This is a genomic window from Yinghuangia sp. YIM S09857 (assembly GCF_051388915.1).
Classification (GTDB): domain Bacteria; phylum Actinomycetota; class Actinomycetes; order Streptomycetales; family Streptomycetaceae; genus Yinghuangia.
This window is the reverse complement of record NZ_JBPKBH010000031.1, coordinates 34249-48921: the sequence shown is the minus strand read 5'-3', so window position 1 is coordinate 48921 and position 14673 is coordinate 34249. Positions and strand designations below refer to the sequence as shown.

General features: G+C 72.1%; 11 protein-coding genes. 4 read left to right on the top strand and 7 right to left on the bottom strand.

Features of this window, described 5'->3' with window-relative positions; translation table 11 throughout:
• Positions 1 to 23 precede the first annotated feature (23 nt).
• Positions 24 to 1880, bottom strand: coding sequence for a translation elongation factor 4 (lepA, locus tag ACRX5S_RS38875; RefSeq protein WP_436777996.1), 1857 nt, complete (start codon positions 1878 to 1880; stop codon positions 24 to 26).
• 242 nt (positions 1881 to 2122) lie between these two features.
• Between lepA and ACRX5S_RS38870 the strand changes: the two genes are divergently transcribed.
• From ACRX5S_RS38870 to rpsT, 3 genes are all read left to right on the top strand, one after another.
• Positions 2123 to 3136 (top strand): phosphotransferase, encoded by a 1014-nt coding sequence (locus ACRX5S_RS38870; RefSeq protein ID WP_436777995.1) that lies wholly within the window; start codon positions 2123 to 2125, stop codon positions 3134 to 3136.
• Entirely contained in the window at positions 3133 to 3441 is a 309-nt protein-coding gene (locus ACRX5S_RS38865) for an antibiotic biosynthesis monooxygenase family protein (RefSeq protein WP_436777994.1), read from the top strand. Before ACRX5S_RS38870 ends, ACRX5S_RS38865 begins: the two co-directional genes overlap by 4 nt.
• Positions 3442 to 3625: 184 nt before the next feature.
• Positions 3626 to 3892: a 30S ribosomal protein S20 gene (gene rpsT, locus ACRX5S_RS38860; protein WP_436777993.1), complete on the top strand. Its 267-nt coding sequence runs from the start codon at positions 3626 to 3628 to the stop codon at positions 3890 to 3892.
• Positions 3893 to 4139: 247 nt separating this feature from the next.
• Here the strand turns inward: rpsT and holA are convergent, their stop codons facing one another.
• Both holA and ACRX5S_RS38850 read right to left on the bottom strand, forming a co-directional pair.
• Positions 4140 to 5117, bottom strand: a complete 978-nt coding sequence (gene holA / locus ACRX5S_RS38855) for a DNA polymerase III subunit delta (RefSeq protein ID WP_436777992.1) — start codon at positions 5115 to 5117, stop codon at positions 4140 to 4142.
• A gap of 318 nt (positions 5118 to 5435) precedes the next feature.
• Entirely contained in the window at positions 5436 to 6080 is a 645-nt protein-coding gene (locus tag ACRX5S_RS38850; protein WP_436777991.1) for a dihydrofolate reductase family protein, read from the bottom strand.
• A gap of 101 nt (positions 6081 to 6181) precedes the next feature.
• Between ACRX5S_RS38850 and ACRX5S_RS38845 the strand changes: the two genes are divergently transcribed.
• Entirely contained in the window at positions 6182 to 6694 is a 513-nt protein-coding gene (locus tag ACRX5S_RS38845; protein WP_436777990.1) for a winged helix-turn-helix transcriptional regulator, read from the top strand.
• A gap of 124 nt (positions 6695 to 6818) precedes the next feature.
• On the opposite strand, the gene ACRX5S_RS38840 is transcribed toward ACRX5S_RS38845, so the two are convergent.
• The 4 genes from ACRX5S_RS38840 to ACRX5S_RS38825 all read right to left on the bottom strand — a co-directional run bounded on the left by ACRX5S_RS38840 (position 6819) and on the right by ACRX5S_RS38825 (position 14453).
• Positions 6819 to 11534, bottom strand: a complete 4716-nt coding sequence (locus ACRX5S_RS38840; protein WP_436777989.1) for a ComEC/Rec2 family competence protein — start codon at positions 11532 to 11534, stop codon at positions 6819 to 6821.
• A complete protein-coding gene (locus ACRX5S_RS38835; protein WP_436777988.1) occupies positions 11531 to 12730 on the bottom strand; it encodes a helix-hairpin-helix domain-containing protein in 1200 nt (399 codons plus the stop codon). The genes ACRX5S_RS38840 and ACRX5S_RS38835 overlap by 4 nt, the downstream gene beginning before the upstream one ends.
• Before the next feature lie 138 nt (positions 12731 to 12868).
• Positions 12869 to 13714 (bottom strand): DegV family protein, encoded by an 846-nt coding sequence (locus ACRX5S_RS38830; RefSeq protein ID WP_436777987.1) that lies wholly within the window; start codon positions 13712 to 13714, stop codon positions 12869 to 12871.
• A gap of 139 nt (positions 13715 to 13853) precedes the next feature.
• On the bottom strand, positions 13854 to 14453 hold the full coding sequence (locus ACRX5S_RS38825; RefSeq protein ID WP_436777986.1) for a hypothetical protein: 600 nt from the start codon (positions 14451 to 14453) through the stop codon (positions 13854 to 13856).
• Positions 14454 to 14673: the final 220 nt, after the last annotated feature.

Sequence of the window (14673 nt, the reverse complement as noted above, 5' to 3'; positions counted from 1 at the left end):
GGCCCCCCCCCCCCCCGCCGCCGTCACTTCTTCTTGTCGGCGCCGTCCGATTCGGTGGACAGGGCGGCGATGAACGCCTCCTGCGGCACCTCGACGCGTCCGACCATCTTCATGCGCTTCTTGCCTTCCTTCTGCTTCTCCAGCAGCTTGCGCTTGCGGGAGATGTCGCCGCCGTAGCACTTGGCGAGCACGTCCTTGCGGATGGCGCGGATGTTCTCGCGCGCGATCACACGCGCGCCGACCGCCGCCTGGATCGGCACCTCGAACTGCTGACGCGGAATCAACTCGCGCAGCTTCTTGGTCATTTCGACGCCGTAGTTGTACGCCTTGTCCTTGTGCACGATGGCGCTGAACGCGTCGACCGCCTCGCCCTGCAACAGGATGTCGACCTTGACCAGGTCAGACATCTGCTCGCCGGTGGGCTCGTAATCCAGCGACGCGTACCCGCGCGTCTTCGACTTGAGCTGGTCGAAGAAGTCGAACACGATCTCCGCGAGCGGCAGCGTGTAGCGCAGTTCGACGCGGTCCTCGGACAGGTAGTCCATGCCGAGCAGGCTGCCGCGGCGGGACTGGCACAACTCCATGATCGCGCCGACGTACTCGCTCGGCGCCAGGATCGTCGAGCGTACGACCGGCTCGTGCACCTCGGCGATCTTGCCACCCGGGAACTCGCTCGGGTTGGTCACCGTGTGCTCGGTGGCGTCCTCCATCACGACGCGGTAGACCACGCTCGGCGCGGTGGAGATCAGGTCGAGACCGAACTCCCGCTCCAGGCGCTCGCGGATGATCTCCAGGTGCAGCAGCCCCAGGAAGCCGCAGCGGAAGCCGAACCCGAGCGCCGCCGAGGTCTCCGGCTCCCAGACCAGCGCGGCGTCGTTGAGCTGGAGCTTCTCCAGCGCGTCGCGCAGCTCCGGGTAGTCGGAGCCGTCCAGCGGATACAGCCCGGAGAACACCATCGGGCGCGGGTCCTTGTAGCCGCCCAGCGCCTCGGTCGCGCCCTTGTGCTGGGAGGTGATGGTGTCACCGACGCGGGACTGCCGGACGTCCTTCACACCGGTGATGATGTAGCCCACCTCGCCGACGCCCAGGCCGTCCGCCGCCTTGGGCTCGGGTGAGATGACCCCGATCTCCAGCAGCTCGTGGGTCGCGCCGGTGGACATCATCTGGATGCGCTCGCGCTTGGCGAGCCGGCCGTCGACCACCCGGACGTACGTGACGACGCCGCGGTACGAGTCGTACACCGAGTCGAAGATCATCGCGCGGGCGGGGGCGTCCTTCACGCCGACCGGCGGCGGCACCAGGCGCACGCACTCGTTCAGCAGCTCGGCGACGCCCTCGCCGGTCTTGCCGCTGACCCGCAGCACGTCGTCGGGCTCGCAGCCGATGATGTGCGCCAGCTCCTCGGCGTACTTCTCGGGCTGCGCGGCGGGCAGGTCGATCTTGTTGAGCACCGGGATGATCTGGAGGTCGTTCTCCAGCGCCAGGTAGAGGTTGGCGAGGGTCTGCGCCTCGATGCCCTGGGCGGCGTCCACCAGCAGGATCGCGCCCTCGCACGCGGCGAGGGAGCGCGAGACCTCGTAGGTGAAGTCGACGTGGCCGGGGGTGTCGATCATGTTGAGGATGTGCACGCGCCCGTCCTCGGCGGTCCACGGGAGGCGCACCGCCTGCGACTTGATGGTGATGCCGCGCTCGCGCTCGATGTCCATGCGGTCGAGGTACTGCGCGCGCATCTGCCGCGCCTCGACCACACCGGTGATCTGGAGCATCCGGTCGGCGAGCGTGGACTTGCCGTGGTCGATGTGGGCGATGATGCAGAAATTGCGGATCAGCGCCGGGTCGGTACGGCTGGGCTCCGGCACGTTCACGGGGGTCGCGGGCACGCAGGCTTCCAGGTTCTCGGGCTCGTGGACAGGGGCTACGGGTCTTGCCGGTGGGTCGGGTGCTTCGGGACTTGCGGGTACTTCGGGACTTGCGGGCACTTCGGGACTTGCGGGCACTTCGGGGATTTCAGGTACGGCTACATCAGATACTTCCGGCACTTCGGGACGAAATGGCCGCGTCGGCCGGTCGCGGGAGGCCGGGCCTCCGCACACGTGACGCGGGCATACCCCATCATCGTCCCATGCGCGTGGACTACTGGTCTCTCCCGGCCGACGTGCACGCCGCGTTGGCCCTGCGCCTCGGTGCCGCACCGGCCTCGGCGGCCACCCAGCCGGGCGGGTTCAGCGGCGGCGTGGCCGCCCGGCTGACGCTGCCGGACGGCCGCGCGGTGTTCGTGAAGGGGTGTCCGGAACGGCATCCGATCATCGCGCAGTACGAGGTCGAGGCCTGGTTCGGGCGGAAGGTGCGCGAGTGGTGGGGCGGCCGGGGTGACAGCGGGGGCGGTGTCAGCGGAGGCGGTGACGGTCGCGGAAGTGGCGGCGGCCGTGGAAGTGACGGCGGCCGCGGTGCCGCGCGGGCGTTCCCGGCGCCGGAGCTGTGGGGTGAACTGGACGCGGCGGGCTGGTACCTCCTGGTCTTCGAGGACGTGGCCGGGCACGACGCCGATCTGTCGGACCCGGCGGACCTCAGCGCGTGCCTGGCGCTGTTCGACCGGCTGACCGCGGCGCCGTACCCCGGAGCCGCCCGTACGCGCGTCCCGCCGGTCGCCGTGTCGCTCGGGCACCTGGCGGCAGGTTGGCGGCGGATCGCGGAGGAGCCGCCCGCGTACCTCGACCCGTGGGCGCGGGCACACCTGGGCGAGCTGGTCGCCCGGGAGACGGAGTGGGTGGCGGCCGCGGAAGGCGATCTGCCGGTGCACACCGACCTCCACCCGGGGAACGTGCTGGTCACGGACGCCTTCGAGGCGGTCGCCGTGGACTGGACGCGTCCCTCGGCCGGGGCCGCGTGGGTCGACCCCTTGCTGTTCTGCCTGCGCGACCCGGCCGTCCGCGACCTGCCGCCGTGGTTCGACGAGCGGTACGCCCTGCCGGCGCCCGTCCTGCGCGCGTTCCTGGCCGGGGCCGCGGGCCACTGGACGGACGCGGCGCGGCTGCCCGCCCCCGGCTACGCGCCGGGGCTGCGCGCGTACGAGGCCGCCCGGGCCGCAAAAGCGCTCGCCTGGCTGCGCCGGGCCCACGATGATGACCGGTCATGACCGCCGAAACCGCTGCCTGCCTCGAACATGCTCTGCTCGACGTCCGGCCCGGGCAGGAGGACGCCTTTCTGGCCGCCTTCGCGGAGGCCCGTCCGCTGATCGAGGGCCAGAAGGGCTTCGTCGACCTGCGCCTCGAACGCTGCATCGAGTACCCGTCGCGGTTCCTGCTGCTCGTACAGTGGGACGCGCTTGAGGACCACACCGTGGGTTTCCGGGGTTCCCCGGAGTACGCGCGCTGGCGCGAGCTGCTGCACCACTTCTACGAGCCGTTCCCCGAGGTCACGCACTTCGCACGGGCGGTCTGAGCGGCGGCCCTCGACGGGGAGCGCCGACGGCTGGGAGGCCGCGGCCCGGTTTGGGATCGTCCGAGGCCCCCTGGTAGCCTTGCCGACTGCGTGTGCCACTTGTCTCAGCCACGCAAGTCAACGTTCCACGAGGGCCCTCTCCCCTACGGGAACACAACGTCCAAAAATGACGAGGCTGTTTTACGTGGCTAACATCAAGTCCCAGATCAAGCGGATCAAGACGAACGAGAAGGCCCGCCAGCGCAACAAGGCGGTCAAGTCGTCGCTCAAGACCGCGGTCCGCAAGGCGCGCGAGGCCGTCGAGGCCGGCGACGTCGCGAAGGCCACCGAGCTGAGCCGCGAGGCCGGCCGCAAGCTCGACAAGGCCGTGACCAAGGGCGTGATCCACAAGAACCAGGCCGCCAACAAGAAGTCGGCGCTGGCCAAGCAGGTCGCCTCGCTCCAGGGCTGAGGCACCCTGCGGCTGTCCGCACGGTGGCACGAAGGCGCCGTCCCTTTGGGGGCGGCGCCTTCGCCGTGTTCGGGGCCGCGGCACATGGCCGGGGTCCGCGATCCGGGTGGATGTCGGTGCTGTCGTGCCCGGTCGGGTGCCGCTGCGGGATGCCAAGTGCGGGGCGCCAGTGCGGGATGCCAGTGCGGGATGCCACGTGCGAGGTGCGAGGTGCCACGTGCGGGGTGCGAGGTGTGGTGGGTCCCGGTCAGGTCCCCCGGACGCGGGCCACGGTCACGACGGCCTTCTCCAGCGCGTACGCCGGATCCGTACCGCCGCCCTTGACCGCGGCGTCGGCCTCCGCGACCGCCTGCAACGCGAGGACGATGCCGTCGGGGGTCCAGCCGCGCATCTGCTGGCGGACCCGGTCGATCTTCCAGGGCGGCATACCGAGTTCGCGGGCGAGGTCCCCCGGACGGGCCCCGCGCGGAGCGCCGCCGAGTCGCGCGATGTGGCGTACGCCCTGCGCGAGCGCGCTGGTGACCAGCACCGGTGCGACGCCGACCGACAGCGCCCAGCGAAGCTGCTCCAACGCCTCGGCGGTACGCCCCTCCACGGCCTTGTCGGCGACGTCGAAGCTCGACGCCTCGGCCCGGCCGGTGTAGTACCGCGCGACGATCTCCTCGTCCACGACACCCTCGGTGTCGGCGGCCAACTGGCTGCACGCGGCGGCCAGTTCGCGCAGGTCGTTGCCCACCGCCTCGACCAGGGCCCGTGCCGCGTCCTCGGTCACGGACCGGCCCGCGGTGCGGAATTCCGTCTTCACCAGGGCCAGGCGCTCGGTGGCCTTGGAGACCTTCGGGCAGGCGACCTCGCGTACGCCCGCCTTGCGCGCCGCGTCGAGCAGCGCCTTGCCCTTCGGCCCGCCGAGGTGGGTCAGGACCAGCACCACTTCGTCGGCGGGAGCGCCGAGGTACGCCTTGACCTCGTTGACGAGGTCCGTTCCGAGGTCCTGCGCGGCCCGGACGACGATCACCTTGCGCTCGCCGAACAGCGAGGGGCTGGCCAACTCGGTCAGCATGCCGGGCTGGAGGCTGCCGGGGGCGAGGTCGCGGATGTCGGCGTCCGGATCCGCCGCCCGCGCCGCGCGCGTGACGGTGGACACCGCGCGGTCCACGAGCAGTTCTTCCGGTCCGACCACGAGGGTCACCGGCGCGAGCGGGTCGTCTGAAGCTTTCCTGGCCATCGCGGAACAGCATTGCACGCCGGAAGGACAGCCCGAACGCCACACACCTGTGCCACGGCTGCCGGACCCCAGTTGACCGGACGCCCGGTGCGGGTCCTTCGTGGGCCTTCGCGCAGGCAGCCCATCGATGCCCCTTCGCGCCCCGGGGGGTCCTGGGCTCTTACTCCCCTTCGGGTACTTCCCAGCATGTGCGGGTCGGAAATCCACGTCGGGGCCAGGACCGGGATGGGCGGGTCGGGGCCGCGCGGCAGTGCCGGGCGGTGCGGTGCCGGGCGGGCCGAGGCGGGCGCACGGAGGCGGGGCGGTCCGGGCCGTGGGTCAGCGTCGCGTGAACGTCACGTGGGTGACGCCACTCGGGGTGCTCACGGACTCGATGTGGAAGCGCTTCTCCAGGCCCTCGCTCCCGTCCCACAGGCGCTCGCCGCGGCCGAGGACGATCGGGACCACGGCGATGTGCATGTGGTCGACCAGGTCCTCGGCGAGGAAGTCGCGGACCACCGTGACGCCGCCGCCGATGCGTACGTCGAGGCCGCCGGCCGCCTCCCGGGCCCGGCTCAGCACCTCCTTCGGCGGGGCGTCGACGAAGTGGAACGTCGTGCCGCCCTCCATCTCCACGGACGGGCGCGGATGGTGCGTGAGCACGAACACCGGGGTGTGGAACGGCGGGTTGTCGCCCCACCAGCCGTTCCAATCGTGATTCTCCCACGGGCCGCGCTGCGGGCCGAACTTGTTGCGGCCCATGATCTCGGCGCCGATGCCGGGGTTCCAATTGGCGGCCATGACTTCGTCCACGCCGCGGCCGCCGTCTTCCTGCCCGTGCATCTCGCGGAAGGTGCGGGTCTTGAAGAACCACTGGTGAAGGCGCTCCCCGGCGTGGCCGAACGGAGACTCGGCACTCTGGCCCTCGCCCGTTCCGAAGCCGTCGAGGGACACCGAGAAGTTGTGGACGCGTACCAGCGACATCGCATTTCCTCCTGTACACAGCCAGTGATTGCACTCTGCAATCACCTTGCGACCCTCAGGCTATACTTAGTGATTGCGAAATGCAATCACTTGGAGGCGACATGCGCGAAGGACCGCGCTCCGGCTGTCCGATCAACGCGGCGGTGGAGGCCCTTGGGGACCGGTGGAGTCTGATCGTGCTGCGCGACATCGTGTTCGGCGGCCGGCGGCACTTCCGCGAACTGCTGGCCAACTCCGAGGAGGGCATCGCGTCGAACATCCTCAGCAGCCGCCTCAAGGCCCTGGTCGCGGGCGGGCTGCTCACGCAGGAGGATGCGGGCCGGGGGCACCGCGCGACGTACAGCCTCACCGAGGCGGGAATCGACACCGTCCCGGTCATGGCCGTGCTGGGTTCGTGGGGGCTGCGGCACCGCGAGACCACACCCGAACTGCGGGTCCGCGCCCAGTTGATGGAGGACGGCGGCCCCGCGCTGTGGGCCGACCTGATGGACGAGCTGCGCGAGATACACCTCGGTGTCCCCCGCCCGCACCCGGAACGCGAACGCGCCTCCGACCGCCTCCGGGAGGCGTACGAACGCGCGGTCGCGGCCGAGGCCGCCGCGGCCGTCCACTGACGGCACAACGCGGGCCACGTGGGCCCGCCGACACACGGGCCGGGCTCCCGCTCCGGCCCGTGTGTCGGCTACTCGCTCAGTGCTTCAGCGCTCAGTTCTCAAAAAGCGCTCAGCTCTTCACGACTCATTTCGTCAGCGCGATCTGCTCCATGAGCAGCGCACCGTCGTTGACCACCTGGAGCCCGGTCACCTTGGACCGGTGGATGACCGACGTGGTCGCCTCCTGCCACACGAACAGCGGCAGGTCCTGCGCGGTCACCTTGACCAGTTCGATGTACGCGGCACGCCGCCCCTCCGGCGTCGTGGCCGCCCGCGCCTGGTCCAACGCGGCGTCCGCGGCCGGGTTGGAGTAACCCGAGTAGTTGGTCGGCGAACCGGTGCGGAACAGGCTGTCGAAGCCCGGGTCCGGGTCGGCCAGCCACATGCCGAAGTTCTGGGCCTGGAAGTCGCGGTTGACCAGCCCCTTGGTGATGTACGCCGTAACCTCAAGGGCCTCGATGTCCATCTTCACGTTCTTGTACTGGTTCAGGCGGCTCTGCATGTACTCCGCGGTCTTGCGCGCGTTGGCGTTCTGCTGCGTGAGGTACGTGAAGTTGACCGGCTTGCCCTCGGCGGCGAGTTCGTCGAACAGCTTCTGCGCCTCGGCCTGGTTGTAGGCGGGCTGCGCCGTCACCGCCGGGTCCATCAGCGGCGAATTGTCGGGGAAGAGGCTGTCCGCGGTCTTGATGTCGCCCTGGTAGAGCGTCTGCATCATGGCCTCGCCGTCGAACGCCATGGCCATCGCGCGGCGGGCGCGCGGGTCGTCGAAGGGCGGGCGCCGCACGTTCATCAGGAAGTACTGGCCGCCGTAGACCTCGGTGGTGATCGACTCCAGGTTCTTGGTGGCGGCGATCTCCTCGGCCTCGCCGTTCGAGGTCACGGTGAGGTCGGCCTGGTTGTTCCCCAGGGTGTTGAGCAACTGCATGCTGTCCGGCATCACCGTGAAGGTGATCTGGTCGAGCATGGGCAGACCGGCCTGCCAGTAGTTGGGGTTGCGCACCATCACCTGGTTGCTGCCGCGCACCCATTCCTTGAGCTGGAAGGGGCCCGCGCCCACGGGCTTGCTCTGGAAGGCCTTGGGGTCGGGGCGGAACGCGGTGGGCGAGGCGATGTGCGCGAGGCCGTAGGCCACCGTGCGGTCGAAGTTCAGGTTGGGCTTCGCCAGCGTGATGCGCAGTTCCAGCGGACCGGTGACCTCACTGGTCACACCGGCCATGCTGGCACGGTGGATGGAGCTCATCGCGGGGTCGTTGTTGGCGTCCCAGTTCGCCTTGACCGCGGCGGCGTCGTACGGCGTGCCGTCGGTGAAGTTCACGTTCGGCTTGATCTTCAGCGTCCAGACCGCGCCGGTGGCGTCCGGGGTCAGGCTCTCCGCGATGCGCGGCTTGACCTTGCCGTCGGCCGGGTCCAGGTAGACCAGGAAGTCGTACAGCGCGGCCATGCGGCTCGAATCGGCCGAGCCGGTGTAGGACGCGGTGAAGGGGTCCAGCCCGCGCGACTCGACGGGCAGCAGGATCGTGACGGCGCCGCCCCGCTGCGCGGTGCCGCCGGAGCCTCCGTCGTCCGAGCCGCCGCCGCACGCGGTGGCGGTCAGGGCGAAGGCGGCGGCGACCGCGACCGCCGCGAGCCTTCGGCGCCGCACACGCGGGCCGGAGCGGCGGGGCGGCATGGTTCTCGGAAACATCGGCGACTCCTCGGCGCAGAGGGCCCGTTCCCCCGCCGGAACGACTCGGTGCGCCGTTGTCCTCGGAGCCCTGCCTGTGGTGACACGTGCCTGTACTTGTGGTCCCTCCGGCTTACTTGACGGACTCAAGCAACCACAGAGCGCCGAGCGATTCAAGGCAAACTTCTGTGCACCGCGACCGCGGCCACGGCAGTTGCCGCAACCGGTGCCACGACCGGAGAGGTACGCCGGATCACGTCCCCCGGACCGGCACCGCGCCGTGCGGCGGAACCGCACGACGACGCCCGGGTACGCACCCGCCACACCTGGCGATGGCAATACCCGGCCCGCGTGCAGGCAATGCACGGCGCCGAGGGCCGGAATGCGGGAGGGCTCCGGATGACGTAACCGTGGAGGACGCGCCCCCACGGTCGCGCCGGGACTCCTGGGGAGTCGGATCCTCCGGGCAAGCACCCTCCGACCGAACGCCCGCCGCCGGAGTCCGCTCGCGGCGGGCCCCCTCGGATCCAGAGCGCCTCCTCCCAACGCGCTTCCTCCCAGCGCGCTTCCTCCCGGCACGCCGCGGCCCGGCGGACCTCCTCCCGGCACGCCGCGGCCCGGCGCGCTCCGGTCCAACAGACTCAACGGGCGCCCGTCCGGCTGCGGTCGGCCCTGCGCGACCACTCGCGACCTCGGGCGAGTCGCGACACGAAGGTCGTCGGCCGTCCCGGAAACGGCGATCGCGCCATGGAGATCGGTGCGGGCCGTGTGGGCACCCGACGCGCCGAGGAGGGACAGTGTGGAGCGGCTCGGATGGCCGTACGAGTTCCCGGCACCGGCCGACACCAGGGCCAGGCGCGGGCGCAGGCCCAGGAAAAGCGCGGGGTCCTGGCGGGCCGAACCGTGGTGCGGGACCTTGAGGACGTCCACCCGCATGCCGGACAGCTCGGCGCGCAGCGCCCGCTGGGCCTCCGGCTCGACGTCGCCGGTGAACAGGATCCGGATGCCCGAGACCTCGGCCAGGAGGACCGTGCTGGCGTTGTTGGGCGCCGAGCCGCTCAGCCGCCGGGCAGCCTGCGGATCCCGCGGACCGATCACCCGCCAGCGCAGCGCGCCGTCGGCGGTGGCCCGCCGCTCGCCGTGCCGGGCGATCAGCACTGGGACGCCCGCCGCCGCGGCCCAGCGGTGCACGCGGGCCACCTCGCCGGACGGCTCCCGCAGCCCGGCGGTCTCGACGGCCCCGACCGCCCGGCCCTTGAGCACGCCCGGCAGGCCCTCGACGTGGTCGGCGTGGAAGTGGCTGAGCATGACCAGCGGAACGCGGTCCACGCCGAGGTCGCGCAGACAGCGGTCGACGGCCTCCGGTTCGGGGCCGGCGTCCACGACGACGCCCTGGCCGTGCCCGGCGTTGAGGACGAGCGCATCGCCTTGGCCGACGTCGCAGACCACCAAATGCCAACCCGGCGGCGGCCATCCGGTGAGGGGGCGGATGAGTGGCTGCGGCCGCAGCAGCGCGACGAGGACGACGGCCGCGACCACCGTCACGGCGACCGGTCGGCGCACCAGGCTGCGCGTGAGGGGAATCGCGGCGAGCGTCACGACGACCAGGGCAAGGCCGCCCATGAGGCCGCCGGGCCAGCCGAAGGTGGCCCCCGGGAACGCCGCCCCGGTGCGCGCGACCAGGGCGATCCAGGCCACCGGGAGCGCCGCGACGTGCGCGATCAGGGCGGCCGCCGGGACGTGCAGCGGTGCCACCAGCAGCACCACGAACCCGAGGACGGTCGCGGGTGCCACCGCGAACTCCGCCAGCAGATTGCACGGCACGGCCACCAGACTGACGCGTTCAGTAAAGGTGACGACGACGGGTGCGCACACCGCCTGCGCGGCGCAGGGAACGGCGACGGCCACGGCGATCGGGGTCGGCCACCCCCGGCGCACGAGGGCGGCGGCCCAGCGCGGGGCGATCAGCAACAACGCACCGGTGGCCAGCACCGACAGGATGAACCCGAAACTACGGGCCAGCGCGGGATCGAGCAGGACCAGGAACAACGCCGCGGCGGCCAGCGCGGACGGGCCGTGGCGCCGCCACCCGCCGAACAGCGCGGCAAGCGTCACCAGCCCCATCACCGCGGCCCGGAGCACACTCGGCTCGGGCCTGGCGAGGACGACGAAGCCCACCACGGCACAGCCGCCGAGCACAGGCAACGCACGTCCCCGGAAGCCGATATGACGGAAGGTCAAGAGCGCGGCGCCGAGCAGGATCGTGATATTGGTGCCGCTCACCGCCATCAGGTGGGTCAGCTCGGTGGTCTTGAAGTCGTCGGCGAGATCCGCGGGAACCGCCGAGGTGTCGCCGATGACGAGACCGGGCAGCAGCCCGCGCGGCGCGGCGGACAACCCGGCACAGGCCCGTCGCAGGCGGTCCCGCACGTGGCCCGCAAGACGCTGGTGGTCGGACGGCCCACCGGTGACCCGGGGGTCGGACTCGACGATGAGCAGCGCGGCCGCCGCGCTGTCAGGCCGGGAGGCCACCAGCCTGCCCGTCACGGTGATGCGTGTGCTGGGGAGCAGCCGGGGCCACGGGTCGCCTCCGGGAACCAGGAGCAGCACGGGAGTTCGCAGCCGACGCACGGAGACTCCCGGATCCGAGGCGCTGCCGATCCGGTCGACCCGCGCCGGGACGCGGAACTTCGCCGTGCCCGGCGAGGTGCCGCGCACCTTGGGGGCGACCGCCGTCGGGTCGCCCGTGATGGTGAGGTGTGCGGTGACCGTGGCACCCCGGTCGGCGAGCGCGGGAACCGGCCCGGCACGGTGCGCGGAGGTCTGCATGGCCGCGGACGCTCCCCCGGCCGCACAGCAGAGCAGGGCGACGGCCGCGGTGGTACGGATCGCCCTGCCGCGGTGCACTGCGACGAGCGCGGCCGCCCCGACCACGCAACCGCCGACGAACGTCCAGGCCACGCCCGGGCGTACGGCCGGGACACACCACGCCGCGCCCCAGGCCGCGACGGCTCCCGGGACCAGCCTGAGATCGACGGCGACGGCGACGGCACGGTCGCGGCCGGTCGCTTGAGCCGCATCCGGGCGGGCGTCCCGACCGCTGCCGGAACCGTGGTCCTGCGGCAAGGGCGTGTTCATACGCGCACCCTGGAACGAAGTTCCTCGAACCGGCGTTCGCCGATGCCGCGGACCTCCCGGAGTTGTTCGACCGAGGTGAAGCGGCCGTGCAGTCGGCGCCAGTCGAGGATGCCCGCCGCCATGACGGGACCGATCCCGGGCAGGCCCTCAAGCTGTTCGGCGGTGGCGGTGTTGAGGTCCACGACGCCGGTGCCGGCGCCCTTCGCCGTGCCCTTCCCGGCGGCGGACGACACCGGCGCGCCACCCGTCGGAGCCGGAACGGCCGTTGCCCCCGACACGCCCACCGGCACCTGCTCGCCGTCCGACAGCACGCGCGCGAGGTTGAGAGCGGCCAGATCGGTGCCGGGCAGCGCACCGCCGGCCGCTTTGAGCGCATCGTCCACCCGGGAGCCGGACGGGAGGGCGAACAGCCCGGGATTGGCCACGCGCCCGACCACGTGCACGGCCACGGCCACGGTTGTGGGGGCTGTCGTGGCGGGACCCGTCGGGTCCGGCAAGGCGGCTGAGGTGGAAGAAGTGGACAGGGCAAGCTGGTCGGACGGTCGGGCCGTTCCCGAAGCGGCGACCGTCGGTACCGCGACCGATTGCGGACGCGACCGCCACCACCCCACACCGGCGACGACGATCGCAAGGAGTGCGAGCGCGGCAACGGCCGCGACCACGCGCACGTCGACCGCGATGCGGAACGCCTTCAAACCCGGCGGGATACGGTCGGCGACGCCCGCGGCAAAGCGCGTCGCCGCGGGCAGCGGCCGGGGCGCGGCCGGTTCGGACTGGACCGGTTCGGGTTCGACCGGCTCGGGCTGGACCGGCTCGGGCTGGACCGGTTCGGGCCGGACCGGTTCGGACCGGACCGGTTCGGACCGGGCGCGTCCGGAGCCGGACGGTTCGGTCTGGGACGGTTCGAACACGTGCCGCTCGGTCGTCGAGGCGGGCTCAGCCCATTCAGCAGCTCCCCCATCACGCGGAACGCCCGCCCAAGGATCCGGTGGCGGCACCCCCGGCGGCGGGATCCCGGCCGACGCCGAGGCGTGGCGCACGACCGCGTCCTCGGAGCCGGGCGGCCCGTACGCGGCATCGGCGGAGCCGGGCGGAGCAAAAGCGCTGTCGGCCGCGGCGTGGCGCCCGGGCGCGGGGTCAGCCGGGAACAGCGCGGCGAGTCGGGAGGCGGTCCGGGCGTTCGGTGATTTCGACATGCCCCGACGCTAAGCGCCGAAGTCGGGCTCGCCGCACCGCCGATCGAAACCTGTGGACAACCCCGAGCCTGTGGACAACGCGGTGACGGCGGCCGCACCGTCGGGTATCAACCGTCGCCTTCGCCCGATCCCCACCCGCTACTTCGGCGACACCACCACGGCCAGCAACCCCGGCCCGGCGTGGGCCCCGATGACGGCACCGACCTCCGAGACGTGCAACTCCCCGAGCCGCGGCAGGCGTTCACGCAAACGTCCCGCCAGGGCCTCGGCGCGGTCCGGGCTGTCCAAGTGGTGCACGGCGATGTCCACGCGGCCCTCGCCCGCCGCTTCCAAGGCGATCTCTTCCAGTCTGCTGATCGCGCGCGCCGCCGTGCGGACCTTCTCCAGCGGCGCGACCCGGCCGTCCGAGACGTGCAGCAGCGGCTTGACCGCGAGCGCGGCACCCATCAGGGCAGCAGCCGCACCGATGCGCCCGCCTCGCCGCAAGTACTCCAGCGTGTCCACGTAGAAGAAGCCGGACGTCGCCCCCGCGCGCTTCTCCGCCGCCGTCGCCGCGTCCTCCGCCGACGCGCCGTCCGCCGCCGCCTCGGCCGCCGTCAGCACCGGGAAGCCCATGGCCATCGCCAAGGTCCGGGAGTCGACCACGCGGACCGGCACCGGCGACTCGCGCGCGGCCAGCAGCGCAGCCTCGTATGTGCCGGACAGCTCCGCCGACAAGTGCACCGACACGATCTCGCGTGCCCCGCCCTCCGCGACCCTGCGGTACGTCTCCGCGAACGTCTCGGGAGACGGGCGCGACGTGGTCACCACCCGCTTCTGCCGCAGCGCCTCCGCGAGGCCCGTCGGCGTCGCCTCCGTCCCCTCGTCGAGCGGCCGGCCGCGCAGCACGACCTTGAGCGGAACGACGACGATGCCGTGCTGCTCGACGACCGCATCGGGCAGATACGCCGTGGAATCGGTAACGATCGCGACTTCGGTCGTCATGGGGCTGAAGCTACCCGTCGGCGAAGGGACAAGGGACGAGGAAAACGTTCACCGCACCCGGGCGGTCGGAGACCGGTCGCGCGTCGGCCGCACTTCCTCCGATCCGGCCGACCCGCCCGGCAAACACGTCGCGCGGCCGTCAGGGCCCGAGCGCGTCCTTGGCGGCCCGGGTCGTCTCGCGCAACGCCGCGACCTCCTGCTCGACGTCGCGCCCGAGCCGGTCGAGGTCGTCGTGCGCGAGAACCTGTTCGCGGTCCTGCGCCGCCCAGCGCAGCGACCCCGCGGCGTGCTGGACGCGCTCGGCCCGCTCACGCAGCGCGGGCAGCTCGCGCTCGACCCGGACGGGGTCCGGCTCGCGCTCCAGCATCCGCAGATCGGTGTCCAGGCCCTCGGCGAAGCGTTCGAGGCGGCCGAGGAGTTGCCGGGCCTCGGCGAGCTGCGCGTCACGCGCGTACCCGGCGTCGAGGACTCGGCGGGTGTGATCGAGGGACTTGCGCACCGCCGAGCGGAGCCGGGCCGCCTCGCCCGCGCCACCTGGGCGGGTGTACGCGCGGGCCCGTGAGGCCGCGTCGTCCACCAGGCCCCGCAGGCGGGGCGCATGCCGGTCGATCCTGCGCCGCACCGCACGCCGCACCACCACCGCGATGATCACCACCACACCGATCAGCACCATCAGCGCGGCGACCCCTGCCCCCAGGAAGAGCGCGACGGCTTGCGCGCCGTCCGAGGCGAGTGACACGACTGGTCTCCTCCCAGGTCGCCACCTGCGAATGCCCCAACAGTAGCGCCGCCGGGACCCCAGGCGTCCGCTCCGGACGAAAACACCGCGATCCTGGGCGATCGTCACAGCCCGGAAATGCCCCGTACATGGCCGGGAAACGAACGTCGGAGAGCCGTGTCGGATCACCCCCGAACGAGTTCGGGCGCGGACGGCGAGAGCCGTCTGCGCCCGTCGGACC

Coding starts and splice junctions, on each gene's coding strand:
- ACRX5S_RS38870 (WP_436777995.1), top strand. CDS start 2,123: ATGCGCGTGGACTACTGGTCTCTCCCGGCCGACGTGCACGCCGCGTTG.
- ACRX5S_RS38865 (WP_436777994.1), top strand. CDS start 3,133: ATGACCGCCGAAACCGCTGCCTGCCTCGAACATGCTCTGCTCGACGTC.
- holA (WP_436777992.1), bottom strand. CDS start 5,117: ATGGCCAGGAAAGCTTCAGACGACCCGCTCGCGCCGGTGACCCTCGTG.
- ACRX5S_RS38850 (WP_436777991.1), bottom strand. CDS start 6,080: ATGTCGCTGGTACGCGTCCACAACTTCTCGGTGTCCCTCGACGGCTTC.
- ACRX5S_RS38845 (WP_436777990.1), top strand. CDS start 6,182: ATGCGCGAAGGACCGCGCTCCGGCTGTCCGATCAACGCGGCGGTGGAG.
- ACRX5S_RS38840 (WP_436777989.1), bottom strand. CDS start 11,534: ATGAACACGCCCTTGCCGCAGGACCACGGTTCCGGCAGCGGTCGGGAC.
- ACRX5S_RS38835 (WP_436777988.1), bottom strand. CDS start 12,730: ATGTCGAAATCACCGAACGCCCGGACCGCCTCCCGACTCGCCGCGCTG.
- ACRX5S_RS38830 (WP_436777987.1), bottom strand. CDS start 13,714: ATGACGACCGAAGTCGCGATCGTTACCGATTCCACGGCGTATCTGCCC.